Raw genomic sequence first — 15,141 nt, 5'->3', positions numbered from 1 at the left:
TCACTTCTCCTCCAGCGCCCGCTTGACCAGGGCGGCGGCGGCGCCGGGCGGTCCGGCGACGGTCAGGGCGGCGCGCATGCGCCCGGGATCGACCCGCAGGCCGGCGACCAGTTCCGCGGCGTCGCGGGCGGCGCCGGCGACCAGGCGCAGCGCCTCGCGCAGCGGCTGCCATTCGGCGTGCCAGGCGCCGGGCGGGCGCTCGTCCTCGGCGGCGAGCGAGGCGTACAGGACGGCGGCCAGGGCGGGCACCTGGCGGGCCGCCGCGGCGATCATCGTGGCCCGCACGGGGTTGTGCTTGTGCGGCATCGACGACGAACCGCCGCCGACGCCCTCGGACACCTCGCCGATCTCGGTCCGCGACATCACCAGCACGTCGGCGGCCGGCTTGCCCAGCGCGCCCGCGGTGAACGCCAGCGCTCCGGCCAGGTCGGCGACGGGGGTGCGCAGCACGTGCCAGGGCAGCGTGGGCGCGGCCAGCCCCAGCTCGGCGGCGAACCGGCCGGCCACCTCCAGCGCCCCTGCGCCTCCGTCGTCCGGGTCAGGGGCGGTGAACCGGTCGAGGGTGCCGGCGGGGCCGCCGAGCTGGGCGGGAAGCGCTTCGCGGACGACTCGGAGGCGGTCGCGGGCGTCGAGGGCCAGCTTCCGCCAGCCCGCCGCCTTGAGCCCGAACGTGGTGGGCACGGCCTGCTGGGTGAGCGTGCGGGCGGCCATGACGGTGTCGCGATGGTCCCACGCCAGCGTGGCCAGCCCGGCGGCCACCCGGTCGAGGTCGTCCAGGACCGGCCCGAGCGCCCGGTGGGCGACCAGCATGAGCGCGGTGTCGAGGATGTCCTGGCTGGTCGCGCCCGCGTGCACGTGCTCCGCGTACGGCCCGGCGGCGGCGCGCAGGTCGTCCACCAGCGGGATGACCGGATTGCCGCCCGAACGGGCCCGCGCGGCCAGGCCGGCCGGGTCGAACAGCTCGGCGCGGGCCGCGGCGGTCACGGCGTCGGCCGCCTCCCGCGGCGCGCGCCCGAGCGCGGCCAGCACCCGGGTGAGCGCGGCCTCCGCGTCGAGCATGGCCTGCAGGACCGCCACGTCGCCGGTCGCCTCGACCCCGCCGCGCATGGGCGCGAGCAGCCCGAAGTCGCCCAGGGCGCCCGCGGAGGACGCGCCCGGGTTCCCGCCGCCGGGGTCAGCCGAAGTCAAGGAAGACCGTCTCCTTCTCGCCCTGAAGATGGATGTCGAAGCGGTGGACGCCCTCCCGCTCCTCGACCGCGACCAGCGTGCGCGCCCGGTCGGGCGGCAGCGAGTCGAGGAAGGCGTCGGGTCGCAGGTAGATGCGGGTGAACAGGTGGTGGAGCAGGCCGCGGGCGAACACGCACACGCTGATGTACCCGTTGCCCGGCTCGACCGTGCGCAGGGTCCAGTGGCCGTCGGCGTCGGTGGGGACGCGGCCGAACCCGGTGAAGTCGACGCCGTGCCGGCCGATGACCGCGCCGTTGACCGGGTCGCGGCGCAGCGAGCCGGGCGCGCCCGACAGGTCGCCCGTGGGGTCGGCCTGCCAGAACTCCAGCAGCGCGTCGGGGATCGGGTCGCCGGCGCCGTCGTAGACGCGGCCGTGCACGGTGATGCCGCCGGTGGCCAGGTCGCCGCCGCCGGGGAAGGGCAGCGCGTAGCCGTAGAACGGGCCGACCGTCTGCGAGGGGGTGGGGTTCATCGGCCTTCCTCCATCCAGGTCGCGGCGGGCCCGTCGAGCACGATGTCCCACCGGTAGCCGAGCGACCACTCGGGCTTGGACAGGTCGTGCGCGTAGGTGGAGACCAGTCGCTGGCGGGCGCCGTCGTCGGTGACCGACTGCAGGATCGGGTCGTAGGGGAACAGCGGGTCGCCGGGGAAGTACATCTGGGTCACCAGCCGCTGGGCGAAGGCCGTGCCGAACAGCGAGAAGTGGATGTGCGCGGGCCGCCAGGCGTTGAGGTGGTTGCGCCAGGGGTAGGGGCCGGGCTTGATCGTGGTGAAGTGGTAGCGGCCGTCGTCGTCGGTCAGGCAGCGGCCGACGCCGGAGAAGTTGGGGTCGAGCGGCGCGGGGTGGTCGTCGCGCTGGTGCAGGTAGCGGCCGGCGGAGTTGGCCTGCCAGATCTCCACGAGCTGACCGCGTACGGGCCGGCCCTGGCGGTCGAGCACCCGGCCGGTCACGGTGATCCGCTCGCCCAGCGGCTCGCCGAGGTGCTGCCGGGTCAGGTCGGAGTCGAGGGCGGTCACGTCCGTGACGCCGAACACCGGGCCGGACAGCTCGCTCGCCTCCGGGTCCTTCAGCGCGACCAGCGGCTGCTTGGGGTGGCGCAGCAGGGTGCTGCGGTAGGGGGCGTAGTCGCGCGCGGGGTGGTCGGCGGGCCGCTCGCCGCGGGACTCGCTCAGCGCGGCGATCTCGCGGTCGATGTCGGCCTGCGTGAGGGGTTCGGACATGGACGCTACCTTTCGAGTACGACGGCCAGCCCCTGGCCGACGCCGATGCAGAGGGAGGCGAGCCCGACGCCCGAGCCGGCCGCGGCCAGCCGGTGGGCCACGGCGCCGGTGACGCGGGCCCCGGAGGCGCCGAGCGGGTGGCCGATCGCGATCGCGCCGCCGTCGGGGTTGACCAGGGCGGGGTCGAGCTCGGGCAGCTCGGCCAGGCAGCCCAGCACCTGCGCGGCGAACGCCTCGTTCAGCTCGACGGTCGACAGGTCGCCGAAGCCCTTGCCGGCCTTGGCCAGCGCCTTGCGCACGGCCTCGACCGGGCCGAGCCCGAAGTAGCGCGGCTCCAGCGCGCTCGCGGCGCTCGCGGTGAGGCGGGCCAGCGGCTCGCGGCCGCGCAGCCCCTCCTCGTCGGTCAGCAGCAGCGCCGCCGCGCCGTCGTTCAGCGGGGAGGAGTTGCCGGCCGTGACCGTGCCGCCGTCCCTCCTGAACACCGGCTTGAGCCGGGCCAGCGCCTCGGCCGAGGTGTCGTCGCGGATGCCCTCGTCCCTGGTCAGGCCGGCGATCGGGACGATCTCGCGGTCAAGGGCCGCTTTGGCCGCCTTCCGGTGGCTGCCCAGCGCGTACGCGTCCTGCTCCTCGCGGGTGATGCCGTGCTTGTCTGCGATCAGCTCGGCGCCCTCGCCGAGCGCGACCGTGTGCTCGGCGGGCATCCTCGGGTTGACCAGCCGCCAGCCGAGCGTCGTGGAGACCAGTTCCCCGCCGCCCGCCGGGAAGGCGCGGTCGGGCTTGGGCAGCACCCAGGGCGCGCGGGTCATCGACTCCACGCCGCCCGCGATCACCGCCGAGGCGTCGCCGACCGCGATCGCCCGGTACGCCTGGATGATCGCCTCCATGCCGGAGCCGCACAGCCGGTTGACGGTGGCGCCGGGCGTGGTGACCGGCAGCCCGGCCAGCAGCGCGGCCATGCGGGCGACGTTGCGGTTCTCCTCGCCCGCGCCGTTGGCGTTGCCCAGGACCACCTCGTCGGCGCTCTCCTGGCCGGTCCGCTCGACCAGCGCCGCGACGACGTGCGCGGCCAGGTCGTCGGGGCGCACCTTGGCCAGCGCGCCGCCGTGGCGGCCGAACGGCGTGCGGACGGCGTCGACGATGTAGACGTCCTTCATGCGGTGACCTCCGCGTCGGTACGGTTGCGCAGCTCGTCCAGGCCCACGCCCGGCGCGCTCTCGACCAGGGCCAGCCCCTGCTCGGTGACGTCGAGGACGCCGAGGTCGGTGATGATCCGGTGCACGCATCGCCGGCCCGTCAGGGGCAGCGAGCACTCCTCGACGATCTTGGGTGAGCCGTCCTTGGCGTTGTGTTCCATGATCACGATGACCTTGCGCGCGCCGTGCACCAGGTCCATGGCCCCGCCCATGCCCTTGACCAGCTTGCCGGGGACCATCCAGTTGGCCAGGTCGCCGCGGGCCGAGACCTGCATCGCGCCGAGCACGGCCACGTCGATGTGGCCCCCTCGGATCATGCCGAACGACAGCGAGGAGTCGAAGAACGACGCGCCGGGGAGCACGGTGACCGTCTCCTTGCCCGCGTTGATCAGGTCGGGGTCGACGTCGGCGGGCGCGGGGTAGGGGCCGACGCCGAGGATGCCGTTCTCGGAGTGGAGGACCACGTCGACGCCCGGCGGCAGGAACGACGGGATGCGGGTGGGCAGGCCGATGCCGAGGTTGACGTAGTCGCCGTCGCGCAGCTCGGCCGCCGCCCGCGCGACCATCTGGTCACGGGTCCAGCTCATTCGGTGACTGTCCCTCCTGCCGGAGGCGGGGCAATCGTACGCCTCTCGATGCCCTTGTCGGCGGCCTGCTCGGGGGTGAGCGGGAGCACGCGTTGCACGAACACGCCGGGCAGGTGGACCTCGTCGGGGTCGATGTGCTCGGCCAGCTCCTCGACCTCGGCGACGGTGACGCGCCCGGCCATGGCGGCCAGCGGGTTGAAGTTCCTGGCGGCGCGGTGGAAGACCAGGTTGCCGGACCGGTCGCCCCTGGCCGCCCGGACCAGCGCGAAGTCGGTGCGGATGCCGTGCTCCAGGACGTACTCCCGGCCGTCGAACTCGCGCACCTCCTTCGGCGGCGAGGCGACGGCGACGGTGCCGTCGGGGTGGTGGCGCAGCGGCAGGCCGCCGTCGGCGACGGGGGTGCCGACCCCGGCCGGGGTGTAGAAGGCGGGGATGCCGCTGCCGCCGGCCCGCAGCCGCTCGGCCAGGCTGCCCTGCGGGGTCAGCTCGACCTCCAGGTCACCGCCGAGGTACTGCCGGGCGAACTCCTTGTTGTCGCCGATGTAGGAGGCGGTCACGCGGGCGATGCGCCCGGCGGCCAGCAGGATGCCGAGGCCGCCGCCGTCGACGCCGCAGTTGTTGGACACGACGCCGATGCCGGTCACGCCGGTGTCGTAGAGGGCCTGGATCAGCACGTTGGGGATGCCGCTGAGCCCGAAGCCGCCGACCGCGAACGACGCGCCGTCCCGCACGCCGGCCAGCGCCTCCGCGGCCGTCGCGACCACCTTGTCTCTCCGCACGACGCTCCGTTCAGCCGAGGATGTCCGCCGAGTGCCCGCCCGAGGGTGTTCGCTCTGCGAACTTTAGTTCACTATTATGAGTTCGAGTATCTGTAACCGGGGCGTTCCTGTCAAAGCCCCCACCTGGACGAGGAGTCGTCGATGGAACCGGCCGGGACCCTGGAGCGCGGCCTGGCCGTGCTGCGCGTGCTGGCCGCCGACCCCGGGCGGCCCATGCGCGCGACCGACCTCGTCCGCGCCACCGGGCTGGCCAGGTCCACGGTCGACCGCGTGCTGGCCACGCTCGTGCACCTCGGCCACCTGCGGGCCGAGGGCCGCGACGTGCTGCTCGCGCCGCCGCTGATGGAGCTGGGCGCGGCCTACCTGGCCTGCGACGGCCTCCAGGAGAGCCTGTCGCCCCTGGCCGAGCGGCTGGCCGCCGAGCTGGAGGAGTCGGTCTCGCTGGCCGTGCCCGACGGCGACGGCGTGCGCTTCGTCGGCCAGTTCACCCGGCGGCGGACGATGTCGGTGGCCTTCCGGGTGGGCGACCTGCTGCCCGCCGGGCGGTGCGCGGCCGGGCTGGCCCTGCTCGACCCCGCCGCGCCGTGGGCCGAGGACGACCAGCTCATCGAGCCGGGGCTGATCGCGGTCGCGCTGCCCGTCCGCGACCCCGGCGGCACGGCGGTCTGCGCGGTCAGCGTGGTCAGCCACACCAGCAGGCACACGGTGGCGGGGTTGCGCGAGCACGCCCTGCCCCGCCTGCGCGCGACGGTGGCGGACATGGAGGCCGTCCTGGCGGCCCAGGCCGCCCGCCCCCGGGAGCCGCGCCGCGCGCCCGCCGGGCTGGACGGTTCGCGGGCCGTCAAGGAGGAGCTGGGCATGGGCTATCTGCAGTCGCTCGCCCGCGGCCTGGCCGTGCTGGTCTCGCTCGGGTCGGCGCGCGGCGGCTGCACGCTGGCCGAGTCCGCCAGGGTGACCGGCCTGCCCCGGGCCACCGTCCGGCGCGCGGTGCAGAGCCTGCAGGGCCTCGGCTACGCCGCCGCCGTGGGCGACCGCCACGTGCTGCTGCCCAAGGTGCTCGAACTCGGCTACGCCCACCTGTCGGGGCGTACGTTCGGCGAGGTGGTCCAGCCGCACCTGGCCGACCTGGTGGCGCGCGTCCGCGAGTCGGCGTCGGTCGCGGTGCTGTCCGGCGACGACGTGCTCTACGTGGCCCGGGTGCCCACGGTCAGCATCATGAGCGTGGACATCACGGTCGGCACCCGCTTCCCGGCGTACGCCACGTCCATGGGCCGGGTGCTGCTGGCCGGGCAGCCCGCCGCGCGGGTGGCCGCCATCGAGCCGAAGCCGCTGTCCCGGCACACGATCACCTCGCCGGACGAGCTGGCCGCGGCCGTGCGGCAGGCCGCCGCCGACGGCTACGCGCTGGTGGACCAGGAGCTGGAGGAGGGCGTGCGGTCGATCGCCGTCCCCGTGCGCGGGCCGGACGGACGCGTGGTGGCGGCGGTCAACGTGGCCACGCACGCCGGCCGGGCCAGCCGCGACCACCTGCTGCGCGACGTGCTGCCCGAGCTCAGGCGGACGGCCGCGCGCATGGAGGCCGACCTCGCGCACACCGGCCGGCTCCCCTGACGGGCCTCCCGGCTGCCGGCCGGCTCCCTGACGGGCCTCCCGGCTACCGGGTGGCCTCGGCGCGGGCCTCGCTCGGGGTCAGGCCGTACCGGGCGCGGAAGAGGCGGGCGAAGTGGGCCTGGCTGGAGAAGCCCCACCGGTGGGCCACGTCGGCGATCGTGGTCTCCAGCGCGCGCGGCCCGGTCAGCTCGGCGTGCGCCCGGACCAGCCGCCGCTCCACGATGTGCCGGGCGGGCGAGCAGCCGGTGGACTCGAAGATGCGCGCCAGGTGCCGCACGGAGATGCCCATGACCCCGGCCACCTGCGCCGCCCCCAGGCAGGGGTCGTGCAGGTGCCGGTCGATGTAGTCCTCGGCGACGATGAGCTGCGACCGGTAGGCGTCCGGCCCGGGACGCCCGCCCGTGCGCTCCTCGGCGAGCTGCCTGAGCAGGTCGAGCACGGCCCGCTCGGCCTCGGCCGGGTCGTGGGCGGAGCGCAGGGCGGCCAGACCGCCGATCACCGAGCGCAGCGCGGCCACGAGCACGCCCTCCCGCGCCGTCGCCCTGCCGAACACCATCGGCCCCGGCAGCCCGCCCGCCACGCACGCCTGCGCGAACAGCTCGCGCGGGACGTCCACCAGGATCTGCCGCATCGAGGAGGAGAACCCGAACAGGTACGGCCGGCGCGTGTCGTAGACGACCAGCTCGCCCGCCGTGGCGGCCAGGCAGCCGTTCTCGTGCAGGAACACCGCCTCGCCCTTGAGCAGCAGGGTCGCGAACACCGAGTCCTTCGGCGTGGACCTGACGGTCTGCGGGCTGCGCTCGATCGCGTGGGCGTTCCCGGCGATCTCGGCCAGCCGCAGCCCGGCCAGCTCGATGTTGGTCTGCCTGGCCAGCAGGCCGTGCTCGGAGTACGACGTGCACGACAGGCCCACCAGCGCCCTGCGGTTGTAGTCCTCCCAGAAATGGATGCGCTCGGCGGGTTCGACGTGCTCGGTCGTGGCCTGGGAGATCACGGAGACGGCGGACAAGGCGACCCTCCTCGCGTTCGTGCCGGTCAGGGGACACACAGCTTAGGTGAGATGTCACACAGCCAGATAGCCTCCGTCCACGGGGACGACCGCCCCGGTGACGTACGACGCGGCCGGCGAGCACAGGAACGCCACCACCGAGGCGACCTCGCGCGGCCTGCCCAGCCGCCCGCCGGGGATGCGGGCCAGCACCTGCGCCAGGGCCGGCGGGTCGTCGAGCACGCCCCGGGCCAGCGGGGTGACCACGAAGCCGGGGGCGACGGCGTTGACCCTGATGCCGTCGGCGGCGTACTCGGCCGCCAGCGACTTCGTGAGCTGGGAGACGCCGCCCTTGCTGGCGCTGTAGGCGGGCCGGTCCCTGCTGCCGGAGAAGGCGAACATGGAGGAGACGTTCACGATCGCGCCGCCGTGCTCGGCCAGCGCCGGGCGGGCGGCCTGGCAGGCGACCATGGTGGCGGTCAGGTTGACCTCGATGACGCGCTGCCAGCGGGCCAGGTCGTACTCCTCGCGGTCGTGGCTGACGCCCGCGCAGTTGACCAGCGCGTCGAGCGGGTCGCCGGCCGACAGCAGGCGGGCCAGGCCGCCCCGGTCGAGCACGTCGTGCTCCACCACCCGCACCAGCGGGTGCGCGGGCAGCTCGGCCGGATCGGCGGGCGGCAGGCCGAGCGCGGTCACGGCGGCGCCCAGCTCGGCGAGGAGCACGGCGGTCGCCGCGCCGATGCCGGACGTGCCGCCGGTCACCAACGCGTGCCGCCCGGCGAACAGCCCTGGGGCGAGTCCGTCGGTCACCGGAGCCGCCCCCCGTCCTGAGCGGGTCGTACCAGCACCTTGACCTGGTCCTCGCCGCGCAGCAGCGCCTCGAACCCGTCGCGGACCACGTGCTCCAGCGGGATGGTCGCGGTGACGATCGCGGCCAGGTCCACGCCCTCCTCGGCGACCATGCGGATCAGCTCCGGGTAGGCGTCGCGGTAGCCGACGCTGGTCACGATCGTCTGCTCGTTGTTGACCAGGGCGAAGGCGTCGAGGGAGACCGTGCCGGTCAGCCCGAGGAAGACCACCCGGCCGCCGCGTCTGGTGGCGGCCAGGCAGGCGCGCAGCGTGCCCTCCGAGCCGACGGCCTCGAAGACGACGTCCGCCCCCTCCCCGCCGACCGTCGCGGCCAGCCCGTCGCCCGTCGCCGTCTCGACGCCGAGGCGGCGGGCCAGCTCCAGGCGGGCGGGCGAGCGGTCGGCGGCCACCACGCGGCCCGCGCCGGCCCGCGCCGCGAAGCGGGCCACGAGCAGCCCGATCGGGCCGAGCCCGAGGACCGCGACGGTGTCGCCGGCGCGGATCCCGGCCCGCCGCACCGCGTGCAGGGCCACGGCCGCGGGCTCGAACACCGCCGCCTGCTCCAGCGGCACCGACTCGGGCAGCCGGTGCAGCATGTACGTGGGCACCGTCGCCCGTTCGGCCAACCCGCCGTGCCCCATCAGCCCGGCGAACCCGAAATGGCGGCAGATGTTGTACTCCCCCGCCAGGCAGCGCGGGCAGTTCCCGCACCGGTAGTGCGGCTCCACCGCGACCCGGTCGCCCACGGCCAGGCCGGTCACGCCCGCGCCGAGGCCGGTGACCGTGCCGCAGAACTCGTGGCCGAGGACGATCGGCGCGCGCACGCCGGACTCCGGATGCGGCTCGCCCACGGGGATCGCGTGCGGGCCGTCGGCGTACTCGTGCAGGTCGCTGCCGCAGATCCCGCAGTACGCGACCGCGATCGCCGCCTCACCGGGGCTGGGCTCGCGCACGGGGACGTCCTCGACCCGCACGTCCTTGGCCCGGTGCCAGACCGCGGCCCTCACGCGGCCGCCCTGCGCAGCACGGCGGGGGCCGTCTCCTTCAGGGCGAAGGCGAGCCCCACCACGACCAGCGCGCCGCCGGCGGCGATGAACATCGCGGCCTGCAACCCCCACTGGTCGGAAGCCCAACCGGCGACCATCGGGCCCAGGAAGCCGCCCGCCAGCTCGCCCACGCCCATGATCACGCCGAGCGCGGTGGCCAGCGCGCCGCGCGGCACGGTCTCGGCCGGGATGGTGGCCATGAACAGCGTGAAGCAGCCGAGCCCGGTGTAGGTGACGATCATGATCGCGCCGAGCAGCACGGGGCTCTCGACGTAGACCACGGCCAGCGGGCAGAACACCGCGAGCGCGGTGAAGCCGATCAGCGCGGGCTTGCGTCCCAGCCGGTCGGAAATCGCCGGGGTGGCGAAGCCCCAGAGCACCCAGGCCACGCCCAGGCACGTCATGACGCCGCTCATCGTGCCCGGCCCGAAGCCCTTCACCTGGGTCAGGTACGTCGGCGTGAAGGTGATGATGGTGACGAACCAGGTCAGGTAGCAGCAGGCGATGAGCATGCAGACGACGATGTTGCGCAGCTTCAGCACCTCGCCCAGCGGCACCCGCGGCTCCTTGGCGGGCGCCTCGGCCGCCGCCCGCGGCGACCGCTCGCGGACGAACTTGGCGATCAGCAGCGCCATCACCAGGCCCGGCACGATCGTGACGTAGAAGGCGACCCGCCAGTCGTAGGTCTCGGCGATCCACACCACGACCAGCGGCGCGAGGATGCCGCCGAGCAGCCCGGCCGACGAGCCCTGCAACAGGCCCATGTTGAAGCCCCTGCGGCGTTCCCGGCTGGCCTCGACCATGAGCGACTGCGCCATCGGCAGCACGGCGCCCTCGGCCGTGCCCATCAGCGCGCGGGCGGCCAGCAGCCCGGCGAACCCGCCCATCAGCCCGGACGAGGCCGAGAACAGCGAGAACAGCACCACGGCCACGACCAGGATGGGCTTGCGCCTGCCGAGCGCGTCGGACAGGCGGCCGGCGAACATCCCGGCCAGCGCCCAGGTGAGCGCGAGCACGCCGGACAGCGTGCCCAGCTCGGCGTTGGACAGGCCGAAGTCCTGATCCATGTACGGCGCCAGGAACGACAGCGCCTGCCGGTCGAAGAAGACGAAGCCGAAGGACAGGAAGAGGATGACGAGAAGGCGGTTCTCGTACCGGTCGGCGGCCCTGGTGTCCGGCGCGGCCGCGATGTCGGTCATGACGCTCTCATTTCGGGGGATGCGGCGGGGCGGCGATCAGCGGAACAGGGAGTTGACGTAGTCGGCGCCGATGCCGACCTTCTCGTAGTGCTCGCGGCACATCTTGATGTAGTCGTGCACGTCGAAGAAGCCGTCGGGGTCGCCGTTCTCGTCCAGCCAGACCAGCGGGCCCTTGACGATGAAGAACGTCTTCATCGGCTCGCCGCTGTCGTAGGCGACCAGCGTGTGGCCCTCGCCCGGGGCCTCGTAGACGAAGTCGCCCGCGGTGGCCGTCCAGGGGCGTTCCAGGTAGCCCCACTTGCCGGAGATCGTGTACGCGAACACCTCGTGCGGGTGGTAGTGCCGGTTGACCAGCCCGGCCTCCTTGGCCCGCAGGATGTCGGCCCAGCTGTTGTCCTTGACGTTGATCCACAGCGGCCGGGAGCCGACGGTCTCGGTGAACGGCACGTAGTACCGGTCGTCGTCGGTGGCCACCTTGGACAGGTACACCTCGGGCAGCGCGTCCGGCCGGAAGGAGTTCTCGATCGGCCGCAGGTCCTTCCAGAACTCGCCGGTGGGGTTGTCGGGCATCTGAACGGCCCCTTTCGTGTCGTGTTCCCGGCAGTGAATCCCGGCCGGACCGACACCGTCTTTCCCCAGGTGGACGTGGCGGCTTGCAGATTCAGGACATGCGGCCGCGCCGCGGTCAGGCGCCGAGGTCGCGCACCACGTTGTCCAGCCGCACGGCGAGGTCGTCGAGGGCCTGCCCGTCCGTCGCAGCGCCGTCGGGGAGCTGGGCCATGACGTCCTCGCGGCTGGCTATCACCAGCCCCCGATGGGCGTCGTCGATCTCCGCGGCCCGCAGCACGACGCAGTCGCCCCGGACGAACACGAGCGTCGCGTCGGCGTGCTCCGACTCCAGCAGCCTGCGGACACAGTCACGGTCGATGAGAGACATCTCGGCTCCTCTTCCCCTCAGCGGGCGTGTACCCCCACAGAAGGACCGAAACCCCAGGTGGTCGCCCCGGCGTCGCGCTAGCCGAAGGTGGGCGGGCCGCCGTCGTCGCGGGCGCGCCGCCGGGCGAACACCACCAGGTACGCGGCGGCGGCCACCGCCAGGATCGCCGGCGGCAGCGCCAGCGGCAGGTGTCCGGCCAGCACCGCGAGCACCGCCAGCACGACCCCGGCGAGCAGCAGCAGCGCGGCGGCCAGCAGGCGCAGGCCGAGCGCGTTCGACGGCGGCGGCTTGCGCGGCCAGTGCCCCTCGCCGCCGCCGTGCACGCCGGGCACGCCGGTGTCGCTCACCACGCCTGAGCGGCTGATCTCGTCCGGGGGCGGCGGCTCGCGCAGCACCGGAGCGAAGAACTCGTCCTCGGGATCGTCGTCTCGCCGGTTCATGAAGGTGACCCCTACCCAGGATTCCGGCCGCTCCCACGAGTGAACGGCGAGGCACCGGGAAGAGCTGTTGCTGGCGGTAGCGAGCCGCTCACCTGCGCGAACGAGGACTGAGGACATGACGACGACGCCGCATCCAGCATCGGGGGACGAGCAGCGCGAGCACACCCTGCGCGATGCCGTCAGGACGGACATCGAGAGCGTCGAGGAGCCCGCCCGGCTGCTCCGCGTGAGCGCGATGGCCCGCAGCCTGCTGGAGGAGGCCAAGGGGGTGCACCTGGAGGAGCGCGCCAGGGAGCGCATGCACCGCATCTACGAGCAGGCCATCCGGGAGGTCGCCGGGGCGGTCGCGCCCGAGCTGCGCGACGAGCTGGAGCGCCTGCGGCCCACCCCGAACGGCGGGACGCCGACGGAGATGGAGATCCGGGTCATGCAGGGGCAGCTCGTGGGCTGGCTGGAGGGCGTCTTCCAGGGCATCCAGGCCGGGCTCCAGCTCCAGCAGGCCGCCGCCCGCCAGCAGCAGCTCGGCCTGCACGCCGGCCGCGCCCTGCCCCGCCCCGACGGCGTCCGCGCCCAGGGCGACGGCAACTACATGTAGACACCGGGGCCGGGAGCCGTCAGCGGGAGGGGCTCCATTCGGGCCGCCAGCCGGGGCGCAGGCGGTAGCCGTAGGCCAGGTGGCGCAGCGTCTGGCAGGGAGAGCCGGCGGCCTCGCCGCACACCGGGCAGAGGGCGTCCCCGGTGTCCCCGGCCGACAGCGGCGGGGTGTGCTCGTTCAGCAACGCCAGTTCGGCGCCGCAGCGGGCGATCGCGTCGGCCGGGTCGTGCAGGGCGATGTGGATCGCCTCGACCGGGTGGAGCAGGTCGTCGTCGTGGAAGCCGACGCGGGTGACCGTCCGCCCGCCGCCGAACTCCAGCCGCCGCGCGCCGCCCGCGCCCTGGCGTACCGGGGCGGTGGCCGAGCCGGCGGCCGTGAGGTAGCGCCAGGGCCCGGCGCCGGCCGCCTCCGCGGTGGCCTTGTCGGCCTCGATCTGCGTGCGCAGCCACTGGACCAGCGTGGCGCCGTCGGCGTTGGGGGCGCCCTCGGCGCCCTCCAGCTCGCGCAGGAACGGGGTCACCGCCGCGTTCAGCTCGGCGACGAACGCCTCCAGCGACGCCTGGGCGTCGTCCAGGTTGGGCAGGCCCTCGGCGCGCGGCCGGGTGGGCGTCGGCAGCCGGTCGCCGGACAGGGGGATGCGCAGCTCCAGCGTGCTCAGGGCGGTCGGCGTGCCCTCCGCGCCGGCCGCGTACGGCTGCTCGCCCTGGTGCCGCCAGCTCGACCAGCCGTCCGGCAGCGGGACGGGCGGCGGCGCGGCGAGCTCGACCACGGCCAGCGGGTCGTGGCCGTCCTCGGCCCGGTGGCAGGCCGCGTCCAGAACCCGGGGGTGGGTGCGCACGTACGGCGAGTCGGCGACCGGCCGGGTGGCGACCTCCCAGGCGGCCAGCGCGAAGTGCAGCGGGTCCAGCGTGACACCGCTCGCGCCCGGCTCCCCGCCCGTGGCCGCGAACGCGTGCCGCCACCTGCGTAGCTGTTCGCCGTAGTGCTCCTGCGTCCCGCCGTGCCCGGCGTCGATCCAGAACGCCTGCGTCGCGGTGCGAGCCGTGCTCTTCATGGCAGAACTCCCCTTAAATCCCCTATCGTGCTTTCTGCCCGGTATCGCGGGCGACCAACGCCTCCGGACCGCCCTCCGTTAGCGCTGTGACCTGCGGGGTAGGCCACGGCCAGCGGGAAGTGCGAGCGAGGGGGATTGTGGTCATGCGCACGACTGCTTTTCGGGGCATCAGCTCCTTCAACGGGGAATCGCGGCAACCGGCTCCGCGGCGCATCCAGATCGTGCACACGGAGTCGCGAAGACGGTCGCATCCGTTCGTCGCGGCCGTGCTCGGCGCCTGCGCCGGGGCCGCGGTGACGTACCTGCTGGATCCGGACCGGGGCCGGACGCGCCGCGCCCGCGTGCGGGACAAGGGCTCGCACGCCACCCACGAGGTGCGCGACGGCCTGGGCGTGCTCGGCCGCGACCTGTCCAACAGGGGCCGCGGTTCGGCCGCGGCGGCCAGGTACCGCCTGACCGGCGGCACCGCCGACGACCGCGTCCTGCACGAACGCGTACGCGCCGAACTGGGCCGTCACATCAGCCACCCGCACGCCGTCGAGGTCGACGTGCGCGAGCGCGTCGTGACGCTCTCCGGCGACGTGCTCGCGGGCGAGGACGAGCGCGCCCGCCAGAAGGTGCGCCGCATCCCGGGCGTCAAGCGGGTGGAGACCAACTGGCACGTGCACAGGGACGGCGCCGACGCGCCCCGGCTGCAGGGCCAGGGCCGCCGCCGCAAGGCGGTGCCGGAGCTGCTGCAGCAGCGCTGGTCGCCCTCGGCCAGGCTGGTCGCGGGCGGGGCGGCGGCCTCGATCTGGGCGGTCACCGGCAAGCTGCCGAGGCCGCTGTCCTGGCTGACCCGCTGCGCCGCCTCCGCGCTGGCCGTGCGGGCGGCGACGAACCTGCCGCTGCGCCGCCTCACCGGGGTCAACGCCGGTCGCGAGGCGATCGACGTCAACGCGGCCGTCTCGATCGCGGCGCCGGTGGCGGCCGTGTGGCCGCTGGTGAGCGACTACTCGCTGTTCCCGCGCTTCATGCCGGACGTCGAGGAGGTCCGGCTGTCGGCCGACGAGCTGCGCTCCCACTGGGTGATCAGAGGCCCGGCCGGGACGCGCATCCGCTTCACGGCCACCGAGACCAAGCGCGAGGAGGGCGCGGAGATCGCCTGGAAGTCCGGCGACGGCGAGCTCATCGCCCACACCGGCGTGCTGCGCGTGGACGCCCAGGCCGACGGCCGGACGCGCGTCCAGGTGCACCTGTGCTACAACCCCATCGCGGGGGCGGCCGGGCACGCCATCGCCGGGCTGCTCGGCGCGCATCCCGCGCGCAAGCTGCGGCAGGATCTGATCCGGCTGAAGGAGCACGTCGAGAACCAGGTGCAGCCGACCGCGCCGTCCCTGCTCTGACCGCTCCCCGACCGCTCTCCGGCCGCTCTC

General features: G+C 74.5%; 17 protein-coding genes. 3 read left to right on the top strand and 14 right to left on the bottom strand.

Annotation, left to right across the window (positions count from 1 at the left end):
• Genes pcaB through AB0C33_RS26715 form a run of 6 tightly spaced genes read right to left on the bottom strand, consistent with a single transcriptional unit; the run spans position 1 to position 5,007 of the window.
• Positions 1-1,188, bottom strand: a complete 1,188-nt coding sequence (gene pcaB / locus AB0C33_RS26740; RefSeq protein ID WP_358292530.1) for a 3-carboxy-cis,cis-muconate cycloisomerase — start codon at positions 1,186-1,188, stop codon at positions 1-3.
• Complete coding sequence (gene pcaG / locus AB0C33_RS26735) at positions 1,175-1,699, bottom strand: protocatechuate 3,4-dioxygenase subunit alpha (protein ID WP_358292527.1); 525 nt, start codon at positions 1,697-1,699, stop codon at positions 1,175-1,177. Before pcaG ends, pcaB begins: the two co-directional genes overlap by 14 nt.
• Positions 1,696-2,448, bottom strand: coding sequence for a protocatechuate 3,4-dioxygenase subunit beta (gene pcaH / locus AB0C33_RS26730; protein WP_352328074.1), 753 nt, complete (start codon positions 2,446-2,448; stop codon positions 1,696-1,698). Before pcaH ends, pcaG begins: the two co-directional genes overlap by 4 nt.
• 5 nt (positions 2,449-2,453) lie before the next feature.
• Complete coding sequence (locus tag AB0C33_RS26725; protein ID WP_352328075.1) at positions 2,454-3,602, bottom strand: thiolase family protein; 1,149 nt, start codon at positions 3,600-3,602, stop codon at positions 2,454-2,456.
• The gene (locus AB0C33_RS26720; protein ID WP_352328076.1) at positions 3,599-4,228 is read right to left on the bottom strand and encodes a CoA transferase subunit B; all 630 of its coding nucleotides are present in this window, start codon (positions 4,226-4,228) and stop codon (positions 3,599-3,601) included. Before AB0C33_RS26720 ends, AB0C33_RS26725 begins: the two co-directional genes overlap by 4 nt.
• On the bottom strand, positions 4,225-5,007 hold the full coding sequence (locus AB0C33_RS26715) for a CoA transferase subunit A (protein WP_358292523.1): 783 nt from the start codon (positions 5,005-5,007) through the stop codon (positions 4,225-4,227). The genes AB0C33_RS26720 and AB0C33_RS26715 overlap by 4 nt, the downstream gene beginning before the upstream one ends.
• Positions 5,008-5,148: 141 nt before the next feature.
• Here AB0C33_RS26715 and AB0C33_RS26710 point away from each other — a divergent pair, with 141 nt between their 5' ends.
• Complete coding sequence (locus tag AB0C33_RS26710; protein ID WP_358292520.1) at positions 5,149-6,618, top strand: IclR family transcriptional regulator C-terminal domain-containing protein; 1,470 nt, start codon at positions 5,149-5,151, stop codon at positions 6,616-6,618.
• A gap of 43 nt (positions 6,619-6,661) precedes the next feature.
• Here AB0C33_RS26710 and AB0C33_RS26705 read toward each other — a convergent pair whose 3' ends face one another.
• The 7 genes from AB0C33_RS26705 to AB0C33_RS26675 form a co-directional block, all read right to left on the bottom strand.
• Positions 6,662-7,627, bottom strand: a complete 966-nt coding sequence (locus tag AB0C33_RS26705) for a helix-turn-helix domain-containing protein (RefSeq protein ID WP_358292517.1) — start codon at positions 7,625-7,627, stop codon at positions 6,662-6,664.
• 54 nt (positions 7,628-7,681) lie between these two features.
• On the bottom strand, positions 7,682-8,416 hold the full coding sequence (locus AB0C33_RS26700) for an SDR family NAD(P)-dependent oxidoreductase (RefSeq protein ID WP_358292514.1): 735 nt from the start codon (positions 8,414-8,416) through the stop codon (positions 7,682-7,684).
• Positions 8,413-9,462: a 2,3-butanediol dehydrogenase gene (locus AB0C33_RS26695; RefSeq protein WP_358292512.1), complete on the bottom strand. Its 1,050-nt coding sequence runs from the start codon at positions 9,460-9,462 to the stop codon at positions 8,413-8,415. Before AB0C33_RS26695 ends, AB0C33_RS26700 begins: the two co-directional genes overlap by 4 nt.
• Positions 9,459-10,700, bottom strand: coding sequence for an MFS transporter (locus tag AB0C33_RS26690; RefSeq protein ID WP_358292510.1), 1,242 nt, complete (start codon positions 10,698-10,700; stop codon positions 9,459-9,461). The genes AB0C33_RS26695 and AB0C33_RS26690 overlap by 4 nt, the downstream gene beginning before the upstream one ends.
• Positions 10,701-10,736: 36 nt before the next feature.
• Entirely contained in the window at positions 10,737-11,270 is a 534-nt protein-coding gene (locus tag AB0C33_RS26685) for a 2,4'-dihydroxyacetophenone dioxygenase family protein (protein ID WP_352324601.1), read from the bottom strand.
• A gap of 115 nt (positions 11,271-11,385) precedes the next feature.
• Positions 11,386-11,637, bottom strand: coding sequence for a hypothetical protein (locus AB0C33_RS26680; RefSeq protein ID WP_352352674.1), 252 nt, complete (start codon positions 11,635-11,637; stop codon positions 11,386-11,388).
• A 77-nt stretch (positions 11,638-11,714) separates the two neighbouring features.
• Positions 11,715-12,077 (bottom strand): hypothetical protein, encoded by a 363-nt coding sequence (locus tag AB0C33_RS26675; RefSeq protein ID WP_358292508.1) that lies wholly within the window; start codon positions 12,075-12,077, stop codon positions 11,715-11,717.
• Positions 12,078-12,192: 115 nt separating this feature from the next.
• Between AB0C33_RS26675 and AB0C33_RS26670 the strand changes: the two genes are divergently transcribed.
• Positions 12,193-12,672, top strand: a complete 480-nt coding sequence (locus AB0C33_RS26670; protein ID WP_358292506.1) for a proteasome activator — start codon at positions 12,193-12,195, stop codon at positions 12,670-12,672.
• A gap of 19 nt (positions 12,673-12,691) precedes the next feature.
• Here AB0C33_RS26670 and AB0C33_RS26665 read toward each other — a convergent pair whose 3' ends face one another.
• On the bottom strand, positions 12,692-13,726 hold the full coding sequence (locus tag AB0C33_RS26665; RefSeq protein ID WP_358292504.1) for a DUF6221 family protein: 1,035 nt from the start codon (positions 13,724-13,726) through the stop codon (positions 12,692-12,694).
• Positions 13,727-13,947: 221 nt separating this feature from the next.
• On the opposite strand from AB0C33_RS26665, the gene AB0C33_RS26660 reads away from it, so the two are divergent.
• Positions 13,948-15,111, top strand: a complete 1,164-nt coding sequence (locus AB0C33_RS26660) for an SRPBCC family protein (protein ID WP_358292501.1) — start codon at positions 13,948-13,950, stop codon at positions 15,109-15,111.
• Positions 15,112-15,141 lie beyond the last annotated feature (30 nt).

It is taken from the genome of Nonomuraea sp. NPDC048881 (assembly GCF_040649795.1).
Taxonomy (GTDB): Bacteria; Actinomycetota; Actinomycetes; order Streptosporangiales; family Streptosporangiaceae; genus Nonomuraea.
The sequence above is the reverse complement of the archived record's forward strand: the minus strand, read 5'-3'. Positions and strand labels throughout refer to the sequence as shown.

Bases quoted from the DNA above. Each gene is read 5' to 3' on its own strand.
- AB0C33_RS26725 (WP_352328075.1), bottom strand. From the start codon at position 3,602: ATGAAGGACGTCTACATCGTCGACGCCGTCCGCACGCCGTTCGGCCGC.
- pcaG (WP_358292527.1), bottom strand. From the start codon at position 1,699: ATGAACCCCACCCCCTCGCAGACGGTCGGCCCGTTCTACGGCTACGCG.
- AB0C33_RS26720 (WP_352328076.1), bottom strand. From the start codon at position 4,228: ATGAGCTGGACCCGTGACCAGATGGTCGCGCGGGCGGCGGCCGAGCTG.
- AB0C33_RS26665 (WP_358292504.1), bottom strand. From the start codon at position 13,726: ATGAAGAGCACGGCTCGCACCGCGACGCAGGCGTTCTGGATCGACGCC.
- AB0C33_RS26710 (WP_358292520.1), top strand. From the start codon at position 5,149: ATGGAACCGGCCGGGACCCTGGAGCGCGGCCTGGCCGTGCTGCGCGTG.
- AB0C33_RS26670 (WP_358292506.1), top strand. From the start codon at position 12,193: ATGACGACGACGCCGCATCCAGCATCGGGGGACGAGCAGCGCGAGCAC.
- pcaH (WP_352328074.1), bottom strand. From the start codon at position 2,448: ATGTCCGAACCCCTCACGCAGGCCGACATCGACCGCGAGATCGCCGCG.
- AB0C33_RS26690 (WP_358292510.1), bottom strand. From the start codon at position 10,700: ATGACCGACATCGCGGCCGCGCCGGACACCAGGGCCGCCGACCGGTAC.
- AB0C33_RS26675 (WP_358292508.1), bottom strand. From the start codon at position 12,077: ATGAACCGGCGAGACGACGATCCCGAGGACGAGTTCTTCGCTCCGGTG.
- AB0C33_RS26680 (WP_352352674.1), bottom strand. From the start codon at position 11,637: ATGTCTCTCATCGACCGTGACTGTGTCCGCAGGCTGCTGGAGTCGGAG.
- AB0C33_RS26685 (WP_352324601.1), bottom strand. From the start codon at position 11,270: ATGCCCGACAACCCCACCGGCGAGTTCTGGAAGGACCTGCGGCCGATC.